Origin of the sequence: Buttiauxella sp. (assembly GCF_035271705.1) — a bacterium.
GTDB lineage: Bacteria > Pseudomonadota > Gammaproteobacteria > Enterobacterales > Enterobacteriaceae > Buttiauxella.
Genome location: NZ_DATERI010000016.1, coordinates 1 through 19,641, shown reverse-complemented (window position 1 = coordinate 19,641; position 19,641 = coordinate 1). Strand labels below are relative to the sequence as shown.

General features: G+C 48.0%; 19 protein-coding genes, 3 tRNA genes and 1 pseudogene. 14 read left to right on the top strand and 9 right to left on the bottom strand.

Annotated features, from left to right (window positions below; translation table 11 throughout):
• Positions 1-103 precede the first annotated feature (103 nt).
• Positions 104-577 (bottom strand): threonine/serine exporter, encoded by a 474-nt coding sequence (locus VJY99_RS01500; protein ID WP_324115659.1) that lies wholly within the window; start codon positions 575-577, stop codon positions 104-106.
• Positions 568-1,344, bottom strand: coding sequence for a threonine/serine exporter ThrE family protein (locus VJY99_RS01495; RefSeq protein WP_324115657.1), 777 nt, complete (start codon positions 1,342-1,344; stop codon positions 568-570). The genes VJY99_RS01500 and VJY99_RS01495 overlap by 10 nt, the downstream gene beginning before the upstream one ends.
• A 302-nt stretch (positions 1,345-1,646) precedes the next feature.
• Here VJY99_RS01495 and pobA point away from each other — a divergent pair, with 302 nt between their 5' ends.
• The 4 genes from pobA to VJY99_RS01475 all read left to right on the top strand — a co-directional run bounded on the left by pobA (position 1,647) and on the right by VJY99_RS01475 (position 5,404).
• The gene (gene pobA / locus VJY99_RS01490) at positions 1,647-2,831 is read left to right on the top strand and encodes a 4-hydroxybenzoate 3-monooxygenase (protein WP_324115655.1); all 1,185 of its coding nucleotides are present in this window, start codon (positions 1,647-1,649) and stop codon (positions 2,829-2,831) included.
• 55 nt (positions 2,832-2,886) lie between these two features.
• Positions 2,887-3,774, top strand: coding sequence for a helix-turn-helix domain-containing protein (locus tag VJY99_RS01485; protein WP_324115653.1), 888 nt, complete (start codon positions 2,887-2,889; stop codon positions 3,772-3,774).
• Positions 3,775-4,027: 253 nt separating this feature from the next.
• The gene (locus VJY99_RS01480; RefSeq protein WP_324115651.1) at positions 4,028-4,678 is read left to right on the top strand and encodes a helix-turn-helix transcriptional regulator; all 651 of its coding nucleotides are present in this window, start codon (positions 4,028-4,030) and stop codon (positions 4,676-4,678) included.
• Positions 4,679-4,798: 120 nt separating this feature from the next.
• Positions 4,799-5,404 (top strand): helix-turn-helix transcriptional regulator, encoded by a 606-nt coding sequence (locus tag VJY99_RS01475; RefSeq protein WP_324115649.1) that lies wholly within the window; start codon positions 4,799-4,801, stop codon positions 5,402-5,404.
• 44 nt (positions 5,405-5,448) lie between these two features.
• Here VJY99_RS01475 and VJY99_RS01470 read toward each other — a convergent pair whose 3' ends face one another.
• Positions 5,449-5,907, bottom strand: a complete 459-nt coding sequence (locus VJY99_RS01470) for a YbaK/EbsC family protein (protein ID WP_324115647.1) — start codon at positions 5,905-5,907, stop codon at positions 5,449-5,451.
• Between the two features lie 440 nt (positions 5,908-6,347).
• On the opposite strand from VJY99_RS01470, the gene VJY99_RS01465 reads away from it, so the two are divergent.
• Positions 6,348-7,694, top strand: a complete 1,347-nt coding sequence (locus VJY99_RS01465) for a PTS sugar transporter subunit IIC (RefSeq protein WP_324115646.1) — start codon at positions 6,348-6,350, stop codon at positions 7,692-7,694.
• Between the two features lie 46 nt (positions 7,695-7,740).
• On the opposite strand, the gene fhuF is transcribed toward VJY99_RS01465, so the two are convergent.
• Together fhuF and VJY99_RS01455 are read right to left on the bottom strand one after the other, a co-directional pair.
• Positions 7,741-8,529, bottom strand: coding sequence for a siderophore-iron reductase FhuF (fhuF, locus tag VJY99_RS01460; protein WP_324115644.1), 789 nt, complete (start codon positions 8,527-8,529; stop codon positions 7,741-7,743).
• Positions 8,530-8,637: 108 nt separating this feature from the next.
• Positions 8,638-9,702, bottom strand: a complete 1,065-nt coding sequence (locus VJY99_RS01455; protein WP_324115642.1) for a GGDEF domain-containing protein — start codon at positions 9,700-9,702, stop codon at positions 8,638-8,640.
• 274 nt (positions 9,703-9,976) lie between these two features.
• Here VJY99_RS01455 and VJY99_RS01450 point away from each other — a divergent pair, with 274 nt between their 5' ends.
• Positions 9,977-10,216: a DUF1435 domain-containing protein gene (locus VJY99_RS01450; protein WP_324115693.1), complete on the top strand. Its 240-nt coding sequence runs from the start codon at positions 9,977-9,979 to the stop codon at positions 10,214-10,216.
• 54 nt (positions 10,217-10,270) lie between these two features.
• Here the strand turns inward: VJY99_RS01450 and VJY99_RS01445 are convergent.
• The 4 genes from VJY99_RS01445 to rsmC all read right to left on the bottom strand — a co-directional run bounded on the left by VJY99_RS01445 (position 10,271) and on the right by rsmC (position 11,744).
• Positions 10,271-10,357 (bottom strand) — tRNA-Leu (locus tag VJY99_RS01445).
• Positions 10,358-10,389: 32 nt separating this feature from the next.
• Positions 10,390-10,476: transfer RNA gene (locus tag VJY99_RS01440), tRNA-Leu, on the bottom strand.
• 29 nt (positions 10,477-10,505) lie between these two features.
• Positions 10,506-10,592 (bottom strand) — tRNA-Leu (locus VJY99_RS01435).
• A gap of 120 nt (positions 10,593-10,712) precedes the next feature.
• On the bottom strand, positions 10,713-11,744 hold the full coding sequence (gene rsmC, locus VJY99_RS01430; protein WP_324115640.1) for a 16S rRNA (guanine(1207)-N(2))-methyltransferase RsmC: 1,032 nt from the start codon (positions 11,742-11,744) through the stop codon (positions 10,713-10,715).
• A gap of 108 nt (positions 11,745-11,852) precedes the next feature.
• Between rsmC and VJY99_RS01425 the strand changes: the two genes are divergently transcribed.
• From VJY99_RS01425 to VJY99_RS01390, 8 genes and pseudogenes are all read left to right on the top strand, one after another.
• Positions 11,853-12,275: a DNA polymerase III subunit psi gene (locus VJY99_RS01425; RefSeq protein WP_414641554.1), complete on the top strand. Its 423-nt coding sequence runs from the start codon at positions 11,853-11,855 to the stop codon at positions 12,273-12,275.
• A complete protein-coding gene (gene rimI, locus VJY99_RS01420) occupies positions 12,244-12,687 on the top strand; it encodes a ribosomal protein S18-alanine N-acetyltransferase (protein ID WP_324115638.1) in 444 nt (147 codons plus the stop codon). The genes VJY99_RS01425 and rimI overlap by 32 nt, the downstream gene beginning before the upstream one ends.
• A 93-nt stretch (positions 12,688-12,780) precedes the next feature.
• Positions 12,781-13,455, top strand: a complete 675-nt coding sequence (gene yjjG / locus VJY99_RS01415; protein ID WP_324115636.1) for a pyrimidine 5'-nucleotidase — start codon at positions 12,781-12,783, stop codon at positions 13,453-13,455.
• A gap of 101 nt (positions 13,456-13,556) precedes the next feature.
• Positions 13,557-15,146, top strand: a complete 1,590-nt coding sequence (gene prfC / locus VJY99_RS01410; RefSeq protein WP_324115634.1) for a peptide chain release factor 3 — start codon at positions 13,557-13,559, stop codon at positions 15,144-15,146.
• Positions 15,147-15,409: 263 nt separating this feature from the next.
• Positions 15,410-17,983, top strand: coding sequence for a PKD domain-containing protein (locus tag VJY99_RS01405; protein ID WP_324115632.1), 2,574 nt, complete (start codon positions 15,410-15,412; stop codon positions 17,981-17,983).
• A 355-nt stretch (positions 17,984-18,338) separates the two neighbouring features.
• Positions 18,339-18,956 (top strand): molecular chaperone OsmY, encoded by a 618-nt coding sequence (gene osmY, locus VJY99_RS01400; RefSeq protein WP_324115630.1) that lies wholly within the window; start codon positions 18,339-18,341, stop codon positions 18,954-18,956.
• Between the two features lie 141 nt (positions 18,957-19,097).
• The gene (locus VJY99_RS01395; RefSeq protein ID WP_064513877.1) at positions 19,098-19,259 is read left to right on the top strand and encodes a DUF1328 domain-containing protein; all 162 of its coding nucleotides are present in this window, start codon (positions 19,098-19,100) and stop codon (positions 19,257-19,259) included.
• A gap of 231 nt (positions 19,260-19,490) precedes the next feature.
• Positions 19,491-19,641, top strand: a pseudogene (locus VJY99_RS01390) (patatin family protein); the annotation flags it as partial.

Here is a 19,641-nt window from a genome sequence, read left to right as displayed (position 1 = left end):
GCTCCTTAAAGTCATCAGGCTGCTGGTATCGCCCAGGCCTGATGACATTAAAACAACTTTGTGCGGGCAACGCACTGATGAGTTAGCGAAGCCCTGAAACACATCACACTCGCGGGCGTTTACGGTACAACCACAAACCCGGAATCGATAAGCCAATCGACAATGCTCCGACGATAAACGACGCCTTCAGGAAGTTGGTCAGCAATTGAATCATTAGCTCTTCGGTGTAACCAAAGTGGCTGAGTTTCACCGCTGAAATCATGGCGGTGTAGGCGGAAATTCCTGGGAACATGGGAATAACGGCCGCCACGGTAAAGACTTTCGGGTGTGCAAGGAACCAGCGCGACCACTGGATACCGATGCTGCCCACCAGAAGTGAAGCGATAAACGTGCTCCATTCAATGTTCATACCCGCAGTCATCATCGCCATTCTGGATCCGTGGCCAATAGCGCCAAGCAGTGCGCAATACGGCAAAGCACGCTGGGGGACATTAAACACCAGGGCAAAACCAACGGCAGGAATGGCGGCCAGCGTCATGTCTTGTAATAACGCCTGCAAAAAGTCGATTACTCCCATCCTTTTAACCCCCACACTGACATCGCCATGACTACCCCAATGCAGGTGGCAAGCGTAAGCAGGCTCGCCATTGCCCATCTGGCAAGACCGGTGTTGACGTGGCCTTTAAACATATCGGCGACGGAATTGATGAGTGGAAACCCAGGAACCAGCAGCAGAACGCTTGCGGCCATCGCAATGTTTGAGGTCGCGGCGAACGGGCCTTTGGCAATGAGCAGGCCTGAAATGGTGGTCGCGACAAATGCCGTAATGCAGAAGTTAATTTGTGGGTGCAAATGGCGTGCAGTGAGTAGCAGTCGTATATACATCGCCACGGAACTGGCAAGGAAGGCGACCATTGCACCATCCCAACCGCCCTGATTGAGCTTACAGAAACAGCCGCAGGAGAGACCGACCATCAGCACCACTAACCAACGGGGATAGCGCAGCGGTTTAATGTGCGCAAAGCGTTTTAAAACATCTTTATGATCCAGCAGCTTATGCTCAGCCATGATCACAATGTGTTGCACTTGCGTCACCATGTGCATGTTGATGCCCCGGTCGATGTTCTTGCGAGTCGTGGTGAGGCACTGATTGTCTTTGATGGTACTGAGTACGATGGCGTTCGCTGAAATTGAGCTTTCAACGCTATCCATTCCTAATGCCAGACCTAAACGGCTGGAAAGCTCTTCAACCAAGGCGCTTTCCGCACCGTGTTGCAGCAAAAAAAGCCCACACTGGATGCAGAGGCGGGTGACTTCACGTTGTGGGTTTACATCTGTCGACATGCCTGGCCTATGAAAGGTGATAAGCGACAGCTGTCGCTCAAATTTTAACATTCTTCATTTTTAGCCTATGCCGCCCCTGGACTCAGGCGCGCCAGATCAATATTTAGCGTAATAACTTATTTCGCACACTTTTACGACGAAATATGAGCTCGTCCACATTTTGGATGTGACTTTCGAAAAGTGCACGTTTTAGACGGATATTGGCCTTCTTTTCCGCTCTTCTGATGATAAAAATGCACTAACACGAATTTGTTAAACATAAAAATAACATTTATATAACGTCTTATCAGAGAGCGTACCTTATGAAAACTCAGGTAGTGATAATTGGTGCTGGCCCATCGGGTTTGCTGTTAGGGCAATTGCTTCACAATGCTGGCATTAGCAACGTGGTGCTGGAGAGACAAACACCGGAGCACGTAAAAGGGCGTATTCGCGCGGGGGTTCTGGAAAATGGCACCGTAGATTTACTGCGAGAAGCTGGGGTCAGTGAAAGAATGGATGCCGAAGGGCTTATCCATGAAGGTGTTGAGTTTTTGGTTGATGGAAAACGTATTCCCGTCCCGCTCAAAGAGTTGACCGGTGGCAAAACGGTGATGGTATATGGCCAGACTGAAGTGACACGTGATTTGATGGAAGCGCGTTGCAACACCTCGGCACCCACGATGTATGAAGTCAGCAATATGCAATTGTTTGATGTGAAGAGTGATTCACCTTATGTCACCTTCGAAAAGCAGGGCGAAACCTACCGCATTGATTGCGACTATATTGCGGGATGTGATGGTTTTCATGGTGTTTCACGCAAAGCGATTCCAGTGGGGGTCATCCGCGAGTACGAACGGGTTTATCCGTTCGGCTGGCTGGGTTTGTTATCTGACACACCTCCGGTTAACCATGAACTGATTTATGCCCATCATCAACGCGGGTTCGTTTTATGTAGTCAGCGCTCACTAACCAGAAGCCGTTACTATTTGCAGGTTCCGCTAAGCGACAGCGTCGAAGCCTGGCCGGATGAACGCTTCTGGGATGAGCTTAAACAGCGGCTGCCAAAAGATCTGGCTGATAAGTTGGTGAGTGGTCACTCACTTGAGAAGAGTATCGCGCCGTTACGCAGTTTTGTGGTTGAACCGATGCAGTATGGCAACCTTTTCCTGGTGGGAGATGCAGCACACATCGTGCCACCGACCGGCGCAAAAGGGCTAAACCTGGCCGCCTCTGATGTGAATTATCTCTATCGGATTTTAAGCAAGGTGTACCACGAAGGGCGCACCGATTTGCTGGAAACCTATTCACCGATGGCTTTGCGCCGGGTGTGGAAAGGCGAGCGTTTTAGCTGGTTTATGACCCATCTTCTGCATGATTTTGCGGACATGAATGAATTTGACAGTAAAATGCAGCAAGCGGATCGTGAGTACTACCTGACTTCACGCGCAGGATTAACAACTATTGCCGAAAACTATGTCGGTTTACCGTTCGAGCTGGTTGAATAAACTACACTTATTAGGTAGTTACCTGTGGATTATTGCACTCTAAAAAGAGGATGACATGAATCTGAGCCCCAGTATTCCGGTATTTAAGCTGTATGGCGAAAGCCGGAACTGGCCTGCTGCAGATTTGCTGCATTGTGAGTCTATTCACAGCCGTAGCAGCCTTTATGAATGGCACATTCGTATCCATCAACATGCCGATTTGGTGCAATTACTCTATTTGCACAAAGGCCAGGTGGAGATAGATATTGAGGGCGTTAAGCACCATGTGGGGCATGCCTGTATTCAGGTGGTGCCTGCATTGTGCGTGCACGGTTTTAAATTCTCTCCTGGGGCTCAGGGGTATTCTCTGTCGTTCTCGGCTCCATTAATCGCTCAGTTTGAACAGCAGTTTGGCCGCCCTTTGCAGGTGCTTACACAAGCGACATGCGTACCGGTGAAAGGCTCAAACAGGCAAATCAATACGTTGTTTAGTACCTTACAGAGCGAGTATGAGGGCGCAGGGGAAGCGCGCGACATGATGTTGCATTCATTGATAAGCGCACTGTTGGTCTGGCTCAATCGGCAGTGTGCTCCGACTCCGAGCAGTAGTTCGCGTGTTGAGCGAAAACGCGCAGTCATTAATCAATTCAACCAACTGGTTGAAGGCCATTATCGTGAACAGTTACCGGTCACGCATTATGCCAGTGAAGTGGGCTTATCGAGTGTGCATCTGAATACCCTGTGTCATGAGTTCTATGGCTGTAGCGCTCTGAATGTGTTGCATCAACGCGTGTTACTCGAAGCCAAACGCAGTTTACTGTATACCAGCATGACGATTAGCCAGATCTCTGATTATCTTGGCTTTAGTGATGCAACCTATTTTTCGCGCTTTTTCCGCCGTTTTACAGGGACGACGCCGAAGGATTTTCGTCTTCATCCGATGCGTGAATTGAAAGCACTTTAATCGGAGGAAAGGTACTCTTTAATTATATTTAAAATATCCTTTAGCAGTGCTAATTATTATTTGTTATTAACGAATAACTTGTAATGATAGTCATCAATTGAAATACTCTTTCATCATTGAACCTTTCTTGTAATTTAAGTTTTTCCTTGTGTGGATTATAATTTTAGTGTTTTTGTTATTTATATAATTAATGCATGAATGACTCCCCTGTCATAATTTTAATGATATGTTATTAATTAATCAAAGGAATGATATGGAAAGTATAATTACTGAGGGTGACTTACCTTGGAAAATAATGGTCGTGGTACCCTGTGTGCTAACGGCGGTAGGGATTGTTCATCAATTAAAATCTATACCTGGAGCTAATAAGTTAGTCAATAATATCAAAAGGATTGATGAAGCTTATGGTGAAGTATTAAAGGCACCTGGCTCGCTTGTTGTTTTGAATATCAGTCAATACTCAACCCTGCTCGCTGAAGAGATAAAATTTATTAACTGGTGCCGAACAGTGCAACCCAGTGCCGCAATTATCGCTTACACGCGTAACCACACACTTAGCGTGCTGAACTATATTTCTGCTTTGGGTGTGCGAGTGATAGTTTCTCAATATGAGGAAACCGAGACATTCACCGACTTAATAATAAAATCATTCTCCTCTATGTCGATGCTTTCCAGCCCGATAATCAAGAATATTCTGGACGAGAGAATCTCATGTGCACTGACTGTGTGCGAAGCACAGGTGCTTGAGCAGTTATTTCTGGGTCACAACGTCAGCCAGGTGGCGCAGAGTTTAGGGCGCAATATCAGAACCGTGAGTGCGCATAAAAGACATGCGATGGAAAAACTCGGGCTGCAGTGTGAGAAAGATCTCCACGTCCTGGGTTGCACGCTGTTAGGGAAATAACTGTTTTAAAGGGATAAGTCTATGCAGGAAAGCAAAGCAAAGATCTTTTTGCGTAACCCATTTTGCCGTGCGTTAGTCGTGAGTAAACGGCCCCTAATGAGAGAAGGCCTTCAGTTTCTGATGAAGGAACACGCTGAGAAATCGTCACTCATTCTTTTGGATAATTATTTAGATCTTAAGCCAGAGGATTTGCTGTATGTCGATGTCGTGGTCATTGAGCTGGATAGCACTTTGCAGGAAATGTTCGAAGCCTGTGATTTCTTCAATCATTTACAAAACCAGTATCGGCAAGTGGAGTGGGTTTTCACTCTCCCAGCGAATTTGTTGAATATTGCCATTGAACGGTTGTTGACGGCCAACACTGCGTTGCTTTCTTTATATGAACCGATGAGCAGTATTATCGAACATGTATTTAACAGCGGCGGCCAAATCGAAAGAATCAGCCGGCATCTATTGCAGGAAAAAGCGGTTAACGCATCCAGTGATACGCTGCCGAATACCAACTTAACTTTTGCAGAACGTCGTGTTTTACGGCTCCTTAGTAAAGGGTGGCAACTGTCCCAAATTGCGACACTGCTTGAGAAAAGTTACAAAACTATCAGTGCGCAAAAAAGTAGTGCTCTGCGTCGGCTAGCACTGAATACGGAGGCTGAATTGTATGCGTGGATGCTCAGTGAGCATGGGATGCGGGAGCTGAATTTACCGCCGTATCACAAGGGAATATGAAGAAACGATGACTGAGGTTCGCAAGTCTGGCCTCAGTCATCTGGTTATTGGCAAACATCGACCCACTGTGCGGCAGTAAGATCAGCCAGACGAGTAGGGGAAATACGCACGGCACTATGAATAGCACCCGCCGCGGGCAAGACTTCTTCATACTGTTTTAACGAAATATCACAGTAAACAGTTAACGGGTTTTCCAGGCCAAATGGACACACACCCCCTACCGGATGACCCGTCCAGATAACCACTTCATCGCTACAAAGCATGCGGGCTTTTGCCCCCAAAGCGGCTTTGAGTTTTTTATTATCCAGACGCGCGTCACCTTTCGCGACGACCAACACGACTTGATCCTTAACTTTCAACGACAATGTTTTAGCAATTTGGCCCGGTTCAACGTTGTGGGCTACAGCTGCCAGAGCAACGGTGGCTGTGCTTTGTTCTAATTCTATAATGTTGATATCCGGAGCGTTTTCGGCAAAGAATTGCCGGACTGACTGCAGGCTCATGTTTTTCTCCCATGCTTGGTAGCAAATAATTTGGCATAAGGCAGTGCTAGATGTAAACCAGTAAACATTGATTTATACGTGCTCTAAAGACGTTGAGCCAATAAGCATTGCTGTGATGTGAAATGCCTAAATAAGTCAAAGTTTCAGCGATTTCTGGATCTTCTTCACAATCACTGCAACCGGTTTCAGTAACCGGTTGCAGAGTAAGAAAAGGCGATGAATACTGAAACGGTCACACACCTGTACCCAATAATAAGAGCAGCCTATGAAACCTATTTTTTTATGCTGTGCCACTGATGCCTCTCCCAGTGTTTTAGACATTAAAGCTGTATCTAAAAAGGTCCCGGCTACGGGGATCAATTATATTAACTACGGACTGTTGCGCGGCGATATTCTTCCCGCAGAAACATTCACGTTGAAAGCCTGACAGGAGCCTCGCTATGTCATCGAATCATGCAGCCTTTAATCTGATTTTCCGCTTTGTAGAAAACTACGTGAGTCCAGTCGCTGGGAGAATTTCTTCACAACGCCACGTCATGGCGATTCGTGATGGGTTTATTTCTGCGATGCCATTCATGATTGTCGGTTCGTTCCTGTTGGTCTTCGCATATCCACCTTTCTCACCTGACACCACTTGGGGGTTTGCGCGTGCGTGGCTGGATATGGCAAAACAATTTGAAGGGCAAATTCTGACGCCGTTTGATATGACGATGGGCATTATGTCTATCTACATTTGTGCGTCTATTGCCTATAACCTTGGTAAACATTATGTGAAGTCGCACGGCTTGGATCCCTTCATGTGCGCGATGCTTTCGCTGATGGCGTTCCTGCTCGTGGCAGCACCTAAAACGAAAGGGACTTTGCCCGTCGACAGCCTGGGCGGCACGGGGATCTTTACTGCGATTCTGGTGGCTGTTTACTGCGTCGAAATGATGCGGTTCCTGAAAGCACACAATATTGGGATCAAACTGCCAGAACAGGTTCCACCGATGATCAAAAACTCCTTTGATCTGTTGATCCCGGTGCTGGTTGTAGTACTGACACTTTACCCGTTGAGCCTATTGATTCAGTCGCAGTTTGACATGCTGATCCCGCAAGCGATTATGTCGGTGTTTAAACCTCTGGTATCGGCTGCTGACTCATTACCTGCAATTCTGCTGGCGGTACTGATTGGCCACTTGCTGTGGTTTGCAGGGATCCACGGGGCAGCGATTGTTTCTGGCATGCTGCAAATGTTCTGGCTGACAAACCTTGGGATGAACCAGAGCGCATTGGCACAAGGTGCGCCACTGCCACACATCTTTATGGAAGCGTTCTGGACCTTCTTCATCGTTGTTGGTGGTTCGGGCGCAACCATGGGGCTGGTCCTTTGCTACCTGCGCAGTAAATCTGCGCACCTGCGTTCTATTGGTCGTCTCAGTATCGTTCCAACCTGTTTTAACATTAACGAGCCGGTGATTTTCGGTACACCAATCGTGATGAACCCAGTGTTCTTCATTCCTTTCTTGCTGGCACCCATGGTTAATGCTGTGCTGGCATGGGGTGCAATGAAGATGGATTTGATTGGCCGTGTGATTTCTGTTGTACCGTGGACAGCTCCTGCGCCAATCGGTGCGGCATGGGCGCTGGGTTGGGATTTCCGTGCGGCGATTCTGGTTATTCTGCTGGCCGTAGTTTCCGGCATTATCTACTACCCGTTCTTTAAAGTGTACGAGAAGCAGTTGCTGGCGCAGGAAGCGGAAGAAGCACAGAAAGCGTCTGGCGAAGAGAGCCAACAGGCGGCTTAAAAGTAGGACCATAGAGTGAGATGAAACGGTGGGGAAACTCGCCGTTTTACTTTAAGGTGCAGTCACCGCAACGCTGAACATCTGGCAACTTATAGCGCTGGCAGCAGGTACGACGGACCAATAAACCTTCGCGTGGGATTACCGTGCGGTAAAGGGGATTATCTCGTCCATCTCTCAACTGTTTTTCAAAGAAACAGGCGTGGCGCAATTGCGCAATTGTCGCTTCATCAAGTAACTCTCTGAGCTCGCCAAAAAACCAATTCAGCAAATATCCCGTATTGCTCCAGATGAGTTTTCCATTTATCTCACCGGTGCTTTCCAGCGCATCAATGACAGGTATTAGCCCTGCAACCAACAGTTTTTCCAGGCGTTGCTGCAACGGCAACGTGGTTGCCACGATATCTTCCTGCACGTCTATCCAGAAAGTAGCGGCTCTGCCCGTTTCATGAAATTCGACATGAATATGTTGTGGGTCTATATCCAGCGCTCGGGGTTGAGTTATCAGTGCCATAACCAGCGGTGGAACCAACAGGCCAAGATACCATTGTGCCCACAGTGATTTCAGCGGTTTACCCTCACGGGCAAGCTGTGGCTGGTTGCGATAAATATGGTCGCTGTAACAGGCGAGCAGAGAGGTTAACGCCGCGGGTTGTGCCCATTGGTATAACGTCTGACTGGTTGCTGGAGCGGGTTCATTGAGTTTGATGATGTCATTAAAATAGGGCCGATGGGTGATGAAATGCGCGCGTAACTCATCTGCCTGCGTCGACTGCGAACAGGTAAATGGCGACTGCCATGCAAATTCATCTAAAAATGGAGAAGACTGTAAAACCATCGACAAACAAGACCACTAATACAAATGATAATGATTGCCAATCCTATCTATAGGTAAAGCCTTTAGCAAGACTCTTTTGTGCGTGGGGTGCTGATGTGGGATCTTGGTTCAGGAGGGCTGCAGTGACTCACTGCTCAAAATGCTATTACGGCCCTGGCGCTTTGCCCGATAAAGAGCACTGTCAGCCTGGCGTAACGCTTCTTCAATGTTCTGCTGCTCGAGTTCTGCAAGACCAATACTTGTGGTGACGTGAGTGGCAACATCATCATTAAACAAATGTGGGATCTTTAAATCATAAACCCGCTGGCGGATCCGTTCAGCAGTTTGCAAAGCCTGCTCGGCATCGACATTGGTCAGCAACACCAAAAACTCTTCACCACCGTAGCGGGTGACAATATCGCGGGAACGCACAGCATCGCGAATGGCGGCAGATACATGCGTCAAAGCCTGGTCGCCCATGCTATGACCATAATTGTCGTTGTAAGCTTTAAAATGATCGATATCCAGCAGCAACACAAAATGCGTGCCGGTTCCAACGGTCAGTACAGTCTCAAGACGGTTTTGAAACCCTCGACGGTTATACAAGCCAGTAAGAGGGTCTAACATACTCAAATCGCTAAGGGTTTCTTTCTCTTTGAGCAGTTTGTCCATTAAGCGACGAGTAAAATTATCATTACGTTGATGAATGATATTCTGAATAGTAATGCCAATGACTGGGAGAAGAGTTGAATATAAAATCTGTGGCCAATGATTCCCTTGATCGAGCCAAAATACTATCAATATCACGGGGAGGCATGAGGCAGTAAACGCTTGTATATTATTAATAAAAGAGATCGAGCCAATAAACAATACCGACAATAAGGCAATAATTAAAAAATTAAGATCTGCTATCGGCATAGCACTGACTTTTGTATAGATATGCCATGCCCAAAGTGAGCCAATTATTAACGAGACAGCGTTAATGCTGATCAGCATTTTTTTGTTGAGGAGCTGCAAGAACAGGCATAGAAGGCTTATCACCAGTACCATGATTATGGGGACGGTCAGGTGTTGAGTGTTGGCTGAAGGCCACACCATACTAAATCCGGCAGAAAATGCGTTTAGTAATAAAAATAAACGTAAAGAGAGTTGATGTTTCCCTTTGAGTAAGGCAAGCCAATTTTTTGCTGTCATATCAGATAGTTTTTTCGACTCGACCCTAATGTTATGCCATTGAATTGTATTATAAAATAAATAATAAATGTGATTACTTAGACTAATTATGTGGTTATTAATCGTACATTTTAAATCGGCGCTAAATTTATCACTTAAATGAAATTTTGTCACCAGATGATGAAATATCCTTAGCATCTCTAATGTAAACAAACATTGAGCACTCTATCGCTGACAAACGAGAAAATATATCATATGATATTGGTTATCATTTACAGTTATCGAGATGGCAATGATGTTACAACGGCAGTTAGAAAGCGCATGGGGTGTGCTGATACCTGGAGGGATCGTCGTCGCATTGTTATATCTGGATCTTTCTTTTAGTCAGTGGCGGGTGCTGATTGTACTGGGGTTAGTGCTGGCCACAGCGATGCTCTACCATAAACGGTTACGTCATTTTGTGTTGTTGCCATCATGCGTTGCATTTGCCAGTGGGCTTGCGCTGGTGATGATGAATCTGGGAGTGATGAAATAAGGAAGTAAAGCTGAGGAAGATGAGCAAGCTATATGTGCAAAAAAGGATAAGAATTGGTGCGAAGAGAGGGACTTGAACCCTCACGCCCGTTAGAGCACTAACACCTGAAGCTAGCGCGTCTACCAATTCCGCCACCTTCGCAATTCAAAACTTATCTGATATCGCCTTCGCATTGGTGCGAAGAGAGGGACTTGAACCCTCACGTCCGTAAGAACACTAACACCTGAAGCTAGCGCGTCTACCAATTCCGCCACCTTCGCGCAGTGCGAACGATATCTTGCGTGGTTAATGGTGCGAAGAGAGGGACTTGAACCCTCACGTCCGTAAGAACACTAACACCTGAAGCTAGCGCGTCTACCAATTCCGCCACCTTCGCATACCCACAACACCGAAGTATTGTAACCACGGAGGCGCATTCTAGATGTTTTCTGCGCGTCGTCAACAGTTAATTTGGCGCCGCTTTTCTAATCGCTGCAAAAAGCGGCACAGCAGTGTGTTAGCGCTTCTTTACACCACGCACAACAACTGAGCGATAAACTTTGAATCGACCCGTTTGAGCAATCACTTCGTGGTTGCCAAAGGTTTCGTCCAGCACGTCCGGATAGGCCAGGAAGGCGTTCGCCACAATACGTAATTCCCCCCCCATATTCAGATGACGAACGGCACCACGAATCAACTGGTGAGCCGCATCAAGGCTGGTCTGCAGGCCATCATGGAACGGAGGATTAGAGATAATCATGTCAAAACGACCATTCACTTCGGAATAGACGTTACTGGCGATAACGTCGCCGACAATCTCATTGGCTGCAAGTGTGGCACGGCTAGCTTCGACAGCAGGTGCGGAAACATCACACAAAGTCAGGCGGACTTTTGGAGAATGTTTAGCAAGTGCTACCGCCAGCACGCCAGCACCGCAACCGACATCCAGTACTTTGCCTTTGGTATGTGCCTTCAGCGTGGAAAGCAGCAATTTGCTCCCGGTATCCAGGCCGTCACGGCTAAATACGCCCGGCAGTGTTTTCACGGTCAAGCCGTCGTGTTGATACTCATCCCACCAGGAATGCTCATCAAACTGTGGCTGTTTTTCAAGGCTTCCATGATAGAAACCGCAACGGCGCGCACTATCAATTTTATTCAGCGGGCTGAATTCTGCGAGCATTTGCTCAGCACTGCGCACACCACTGCGGTTTTCACCCACCACAAAAATGTCGCTACCGACTGGCATCAGCGAAAGAATATTCATCAATTGGAACTGAGCTTCTGGCTTATTCTTCGGCCAGTAATAAATCAGGGTGTTGCAGTCGCCAATCGTGCTGGCATCTGCCACCAGGCCGTATTGTGCATCTTCGCCCATCTGAGCGCTCAACACCTGCCAATGGTGAAATTGTTGGGTATGGACGCGACTTACAGCCGTTTCGAAACGGGCAGGCAGGTCGTCTTGTAAGTCACCGGCAAACAGCACGCGGCTTTCGGTAAAATCATCGCTATGGCGCAGCAGCACTTCACTTGCCGGGGTTAACGCAGTCATCAAATTACTCCTGGGAAATCAGAACCGGGATTATAGAGCTTTAATGGCGCACATTCGATGAATTTGCTATATTTGCGCCCCAATTGGCACTCTCACCCTGGTTTCGCTATGCCCCAAATACCTTTGCGACGTGACTGGTTGTTACAACAACTGGGCATTACCCAGTGGGAGCTGCGACGCCCGGCTGCGTTGCAGGGCGAAATTGCAGTCTCACTGCATGAAAGCGTTAAGCTGCTGATGATTGCCGAAGACCTTCCAGATTTAAGCGACCCGTTGGTGAACGATGTGTTGCGCAGTTTGAATCTGGATGCACAGCAGGTCATGCAACTGACACCTGAACGCGCCGCGATGCTGCCTGGCGAAAGCCGCTGTAATAGTTGGCGGCTGGGAGTGAGTGAACCCCTCTCCATTTCAGGTGCGCAGCTTGCGACCCCCGAATTAAACGAGCTTTATCAGAATGGCGCGGCAAGACAGGCGCTATGGCAGCAAATTTGCGAATATGAACACGATTTCTTCCCTCAGCACAAATGACTTGAGCTTGGCTTACGCCATCGAACAACGCAGCCATGCTTTCCCATGGAGTGAAAAAACTTTCGCGAGCAACGAGGGCGATCGCTATCTTAATTTGCGTCTTGATGTAGACGGCAAAATGGCGGCGTTTGCGGTGACCCAAGTCGTGCTGGATGAGGCGACATTATTTAATATTGCGGTTGATCCTGCTTATCAACGGCAAGGGTTGGGTCGCCAGTTGCTGGAGCATTTAATCAGCGAACTGGAAGCGCGAGATGTGTTTACCCTGTGGCTTGAAGTGCGCGCGTCAAATACGGCAGCGATTGCACTGTATGAGAGCCTGGGCTTTAACGAGGCGACCATCCGCCGTAATTACTACCCGGCAAAAGAGGGTCGCGAAGATGCCATCATCATGGCATTACCGTTAGGCTGAAAATCGCGTGATCCTTCAAGTTGCGGGATGTTGGCTGCACTCACTGACCCGCAACTGGAATGATTGAGGGTATAAATTTTAAAAGGTGTGTTGATGAACTGGGACTGGATACTATTTGATGCTGACGAAACGTTATTTACCTTTGACGCTTTTGGCGGTTTACAGCGGATGTTTCTTGATTATAGCGTGACGTTTACTGCTGAAGATTTCCAGGCTTACCAGGCGATTAACAAACCTTTGTGGGTCGATTACCAGAACGGTGCCATCAGTGCGCTGCATTTACAGCACCAACGTTTCCAGGGCTGGGCGGAAAGATTGTCAGTACCTGCGGGTGATCTAAACGCCGCATTTCTGAACGCGATGGCTGAAATATGCGTGCCATTACCCGGTGCGGTTTCGTTGCTTAATGCCCTAAAAGATAAAGTCAAAATCGGTATTATTACCAACGGATTCACTGCGTTGCAGCAAATTCGCCTTGAGCGCACCGGCCTGCGAGACTATTTCGACTTACTGGTGATTTCAGAGCAAGTCGGCGTCGCGAAGCCCGATCGTAAAATCTTTGATTTTACGTTTGAGAAAATGGGCCACCCGCCACGGGACCGCGTTTTGATGGTTGGCGACACCGCAGAATCAGATATTCTGGGCGGTATAAACGCGGGAATTGCGACCTGTTGGCTGAACGCCCACGGACGAAACTTACCGGAAAGCATCGCGCCGACCTGGGAAGTGACCTCACTAAGTGAACTGGAGCTATTGTTGTGTAATTGACGACTCCATTGTTAAACCTGACCTGATGGGTAAAATAGCCACCAGGTAACGTTCATTTGCCGCTCAGCTACGCCTGTGCGCACTTCACAGAAGATTTTATTATGACTTTGTCTCCTTTTTTGCAAGAAGTGGGGAAACGCCGCACTTTTGCGATCATTTCTCACCCGGATGCCGGTAAAACGACCATCACTGAAAAAGTGTTGCTGTTCGGACAGGCGATTCAAACTGCGGGTACGGTAAAAGGCCGTGGCTCCAGCCAGCATGCTAAATCTGACTGGATGGAAATGGAAAAGCAGCGTGGTATCTCGATTACTACGTCCGTTATGCAATTCCCTTATCGCGACTGTTTGGTCAACCTGCTTGATACCCCAGGGCACGAAGACTTCTCCGAAGATACTTACCGTACACTGACCGCTGTCGACTGCTGTTTGATGGTTATTGACGCCGCGAAAGGTGTAGAAGATCGTACTCGTAAGCTGATGGAAGTGACCCGTCTGCGCGATACGCCGATCCTCACCTTTATGAACAAACTCGACCGCGATATCCGCGACCCGATGGAAGTGATGGATGAAGTGGAACGTGAGCTGAAAATTGCGTGTTCACCCATCACCTGGCCTATCGGCTGCGGCAAGCTGTTTAAAGGTGTTTATCACCTTTATAAAGATGAAACTTATCTGTACCAGACCGGTAAAGGCCACATCATTCAGGAAGTGCGTATCGTTAAAGGGTTAGATAACCCGGATCTCGATGCCGCCGTGGGTGAAGACCTGGCTGCGCAATTGCGTGATGAGCTGGAATTGGTACAGGGTGCTTCTCACGAATTTGACCGTGAGCTGTTCCTTGAAGGCGAACTGACCCCAGTCTTCTTCGGTACTGCATTGGGTAACTTTGGCGTTGACCATATGCTCGATGGCTTGGTTGAATGGGCTCCAGCGCCAATGCCGCGTAAAACTGACACCCGTCAAGTTGAAGCAGCAGAAGATAAATTCACTGGTTTCGTGTTTAAAATTCAGGCCAACATGGACCCGAAACACCGTGACCGCGTGGCATTTATGCGTGTGGTTTCCGGCCAATACGAAAAAGGCATGAAACTTCGCCAGGTTCGTACCGGTAAAGACGTGGTGATATCTGACGCGCTGACCTTCATGGCCGGTGACCGCTCGCACGTTGAAGAAGCTTTTCCTGGCGACATCATCGGCTTGCACAACCACGGCACTATCCAGATTGGTGATACTTTCACCCAGGGTGAAATGATGAAGTTCACGGGTATTCCGAACTTCGCACCGGAACTGTTCCGTCGTATTCGTCTGCGCGACCCATTGAAGCAGAAGCAGTTGCTTAAAGGCTTGGTTCAGCTTTCTGAAGAGGGCGCGGTACAGGTATTCCGCCCAATCGCCAACAACGATCTGATTGTCGGTGCGGTCGGTGTGCTGCAGTTTGATGTGGTTGTGGCGCGACTGAAGAGTGAATACAACGTTGAAGCGATTTACGAGTCGGTCAACGTTTCGACGGCGCGTTGGGTTGAAAGCACCGACGTGAAGAAGTTTGAAGAATTCAAACGGAAAAACGAAATGCAACTGGCGCTTGATGGTGGCGATAACCTCGCTTACATCGCTCCAACAATGGTGAACTTGAACCTGACGCAAGATCGTTATCCTGAAGTGACTTTCCGTAAAACTCGCGAGCATTAATTTCTCGCCAGTCTATTTAATAAAAAGGCTTCTATTATATAGAAGCCTTTTATTTATATTTAATATGCATTTCAATAATTCATTCGCCCAGTAAATATATTGAAAATCCATTCTGATATTTCCTTTCATACATTTAATGTATCTCTACTTAATAATTTATTTAAAATTGGTGTGTCTGTCGTCTATTACGCGATGTGGTAATATCAGCAGGTTGTTTTTATTTTTATTGCTGAATATCGTCATATATCCAGAGGAATTAAATTATGCGAATGAATATGCTGACTCGTGCCATGTTTGGCATGAGCGCTTTGTGCATGGCGTCATCTTGCCTGGCACTTGAAGCCTGGAATGGTCAGGAAGGGAGTAATAATTTTGATGTTATCTTTAACGGGAACGTTTACACCAATAGTTGGTGGGTAGGGGCATCACAATGTCCAGGTACCGCCGAGCAAGATCAGGCAAATAACCCGTGGCGTTTAACTCGCGCGGCAACGGCCCAAGAATTATCTCAGTATGGTAATCCAGTGAGTTGTGATATTGCGGGAGGAAGCACTGATGATGCCACGCTGCCTGCGTTTAATTCAAGTCAGTCTTATTCTGCTGGAGACAAAGTTTCCGTCGACGGTTCAACATATAAAACAAGCGCTGCCGTCGCTGCTTATTCATTTATACCGGGTAAAGCCAACCCATGGAAACTCTGGCAACCTACGCCAGCATGGGTGATGGGTACGATTTATAATGCCGGTGATATTGTTACTCGTAATGGTCAGTCTTATGAAGCTCTCTTCTATACTAATAATGCCGATCCTGCTTTAGAAGCTAATCAAAACCCAACCAAAAATAACGGTCAGCCTTGGTATCCTTTAGGGAAAACCACGACAATCACTGAAGCTGAGGCAAAAGCCGCTCCTGCGATGAATCTCAGCACGCTTTATTCTGCTGATGCGCTAGTGACTGTTAATGGCACACCTTATACCGCTCAGTGGCAGGTTAAAAATGTTACCCCTGATGCTGTTTCTCCGTGGCGCGCGTATGTCGACTGGGGAAATGCTAAGTCTCGCGTGGGCACACCGAAATCCGCCTGGCCGAAACAGTTCTATGCACCGTATGTTGATTTCACGCTGAACAGCATTCCAGATCTGGCATCACTTGCACAAAGCAAAAATATTACCCATTACACGCTGGCGTTCGTGGTTTCTAAAGACGCGAATACTTGTATCCCGACTTGGGGTACGGCTTACAGCATGGGTGACTACAATCAATACAGCAAAATCAAAGCCCTGCGTGAAGCTGGTGGTGACGTGATGGTCTCTATCGGTGGGGCGAACAACAGCCCGCTGGCAGCAAGCTGTAAAACTGTCTCCGACCTTCAGCAACATTATTACGATATCGTCGATAACCTGAACCTGAAAGTGTTGGATTTTGACATCGAAGGCACCTGGGTTGCCGATCACGAATCTATTCAGCGTCGCAACCAGGCGGTGAAAGCTGTACAGGAACAGTGGAAAAAAGAAGGTCGTGACATCGCGGTTTGGTATACCTTACCGATTCTGCCTACTGGTCTGACGCAAGAAGGGATTTACGTCCTGCAAGATGCGAAAGCGAAAGGGGTTGAGCTGGCGGGTGTTAACGTCATGACCATGGATTACGGTAATTCTGTTTGCCAGTCCGAAGGTAAAGAAGGCCAGGACATCCACAGTAAATGTGCGACCTCTGCCGTGGACAATCTTTACACCCAGGTGAAAGCCATTTGGCCTGAGAAGAGCTCCAGCGAAGTTTATGCAATGCTCGGCACCACGCCAATGATTGGTTATAACGATGTTCAGGGTGAAGTGTTCTATCTTTCAGATGCGCACCGCGTTTATGAACATGCGAAGCAGCACAAAATTGGCATGATTGGCGCATGGTCGATGATGCGTGACCGTCCGGGTGTTGAGAAGCAGGTTTCTCCAGAGCACAGCGGCATGACAGCTGACCAGGTTCCCGCTTATGGCTACAGCGATGTGTTCTCGCCATTTACTACCAGCGGTAGTGTTGAGCCAACTGGCAATCGTCCACCCGTGGCGAATGCGGGGGTGAATCAGAGCATGTCTCAGTTGGGTGTGGTGACTCTGGATGGTTCTGCTTCCACCGATCCGGATAACGATGCGTTAACCTGGCAGTGGACACAAGTCAGTGGTCCTGCGGTTACCTTAAGCAATGCACAGGCAGCTCGTGCGACCTTTAATGTTCCTTCTCCGCTACAGCAGGCAACCTACACCTTCCGTCTGACGGTGAGTGATGGCAAATTGACGTCGACCTCGGATACCTCCATCTCTGTAGTGGATGCCAGCAAGCCAGTGGCACCAACGGTTTCTGTTCCGGCAACTCAACAGGTTACTGCGGGCAGCCAGGTGACTATCGTTGCAAGCGCTACTGACGCTGACAGCACCGCACAACAGCTGAGCTGGAATTGGAAAGTGCCTGCGGATCTGACGGTAATCAGCGGCATAAACAGCAATACGTTGGTCGTTTCTTCTCCTGCAACGGCTGAGACAAAATCTCATTCATTGTCAGTCACTGTGACCGACCAGAGTTATCTGCGTGCAACGGGTAACACCGTACTGCAGGTGAATGCGCAGGATAAACCTGAGCCAACACCTGAGCCGGGTGCAGGTTACGACTACGTTTATCCGGCACAAAGCGGCAAATACACCGCGGGTACTAAGGTGTTAGCGACCGATGGTAACGTCTATGAATGCAAGCCGTTCCCGTATTCAGGTTGGTGTGCTGGTGCTGAGTGGGCCTATGCACCAGCAACGGGAACCAACTGGAGTGATGCCTGGGTTAAACTCTAACGATTAACCCTCTCAGAGCGCGGCAGCCGCCGCGCTCTGCTACTTTTCCCGTCTTATTAATCCCTTACGGAATGTTCTTAAATTCCCCCATTTCGTCACGCATCGTCTGTTTTTCAACCACTCCCATCATGCAATTCTGTGATAGTTGTCTATATTTAACAAACCACTGACAAATTAGTTGGTCGAATCCGCCAGGTAAGTGAAGCTTTATGGCGAGTTCATCCACTCTGATTTCGAATGGCGTTATTAAAAACTGATTGGAAATTTTTAGGCTGTCGTACTGGCCTGACTCACATAGAAAGCCGTTACGTCGCGGCTTGTGCTCAAATTGCGAGCAAACAATAGGAATTAATCGATGACTATGACTACGACTAAGATTTCTAAAACTCTGTTAGCTGTTGTTCTGGGTTCTGTGCTGGCAAGCGGTAGTGCGCTGGCTGAAGACACCATGCTGAACAAAACGGAATCTGCAGCCAATACAGCAGGCGAAAAAATTGATAGCTCTGTAAAAGACGTCGGTAATTTCATGGATGACAGCGCTATCACTGCGAAAGTGAAGGCGGCTCTTGTCGATCACAAAGATATTAAAAGTACGGATATTTCGGTGAAAACCGATAAGAAAATCGTGACGTTAAGCGGGTTCGTTGAAAGCCAGGCTCAGGCTGAGTTAGCGGTAACGGCCGCCAAAGGCGTGGAAGGGGTTTCTTCTGTCAGCGATAAACTGCATGTACGTGACGGGGCTGATCATTCAGTCAGCGGTTATGCAGGTGATACTGCAACCACCAGCGAAATTAAAGCTAAACTTTTAGCAGACGACATCGTGCCTTCACGCAAAGTGAAAGTTGAAACCACCGAAGGTGTTGTGCAGCTATCGGGTACCGTGGAGTCAAACGCACAGTCCGAGCGAGCTGAGAGTATCGCAAAAGCAGTTGATGGCGTTAAAGGCGTCAAAAACGACCTGAAAGTGAAGTAACTGATCACACTGAAACTTTCTCCTCTGGTACCCCGGAGGAGCAAGTACGTACGCAGTATCAATACCAAATATCGCCAATGGGTGCACATCAGGCACCCATCCAGAAGCGATTCGGGTTCACTATGGTATAAGGAGAGGCTTATGTTTCGTTGGGGCATTATTTTTCTGGTCATTGCGTTGATTGCTGCAGCACTGGGTTTTGGTACTCTTGCGGGTACCGCGGCAGGTGCGGCAAAAATTGTCTTCGTGGTAGGTATTATTCTGTTCTTGGTTAGCCTGTTTATGGGCCGAAAACGCCCGTAGTATACCCGTCATACTTCAAGCGGTAGGTGCGTTGACTGCCCCCGTTCGCCCCAGTCACATAGTTATCTATGCTGCTGGGGACTGACGGTCTGGTCGCCTTCCTACAACTTGAATTATTTAGGTATATAATTATTTCAGACAGACCAAAGAGCCAGTCTATTTAGACTGGCTCTCGCGTTTTAAATCGACCAACAACCAAAAATAAAGATCCTTTAGATTAAGGAAAGCAGGGTGGGGCAAAGAATACCCGTTACGCTCGGCAATATTGCGCCGCTGGCGTCAAAAGCATTTCGTCCCGGAAAACTTGCCATTGTTTGTGAAGGCGGTGGGCAGCGTGGGATCTTTACAGCCGGCGTGCTGGACGAGTTTATGCGCGCTAATT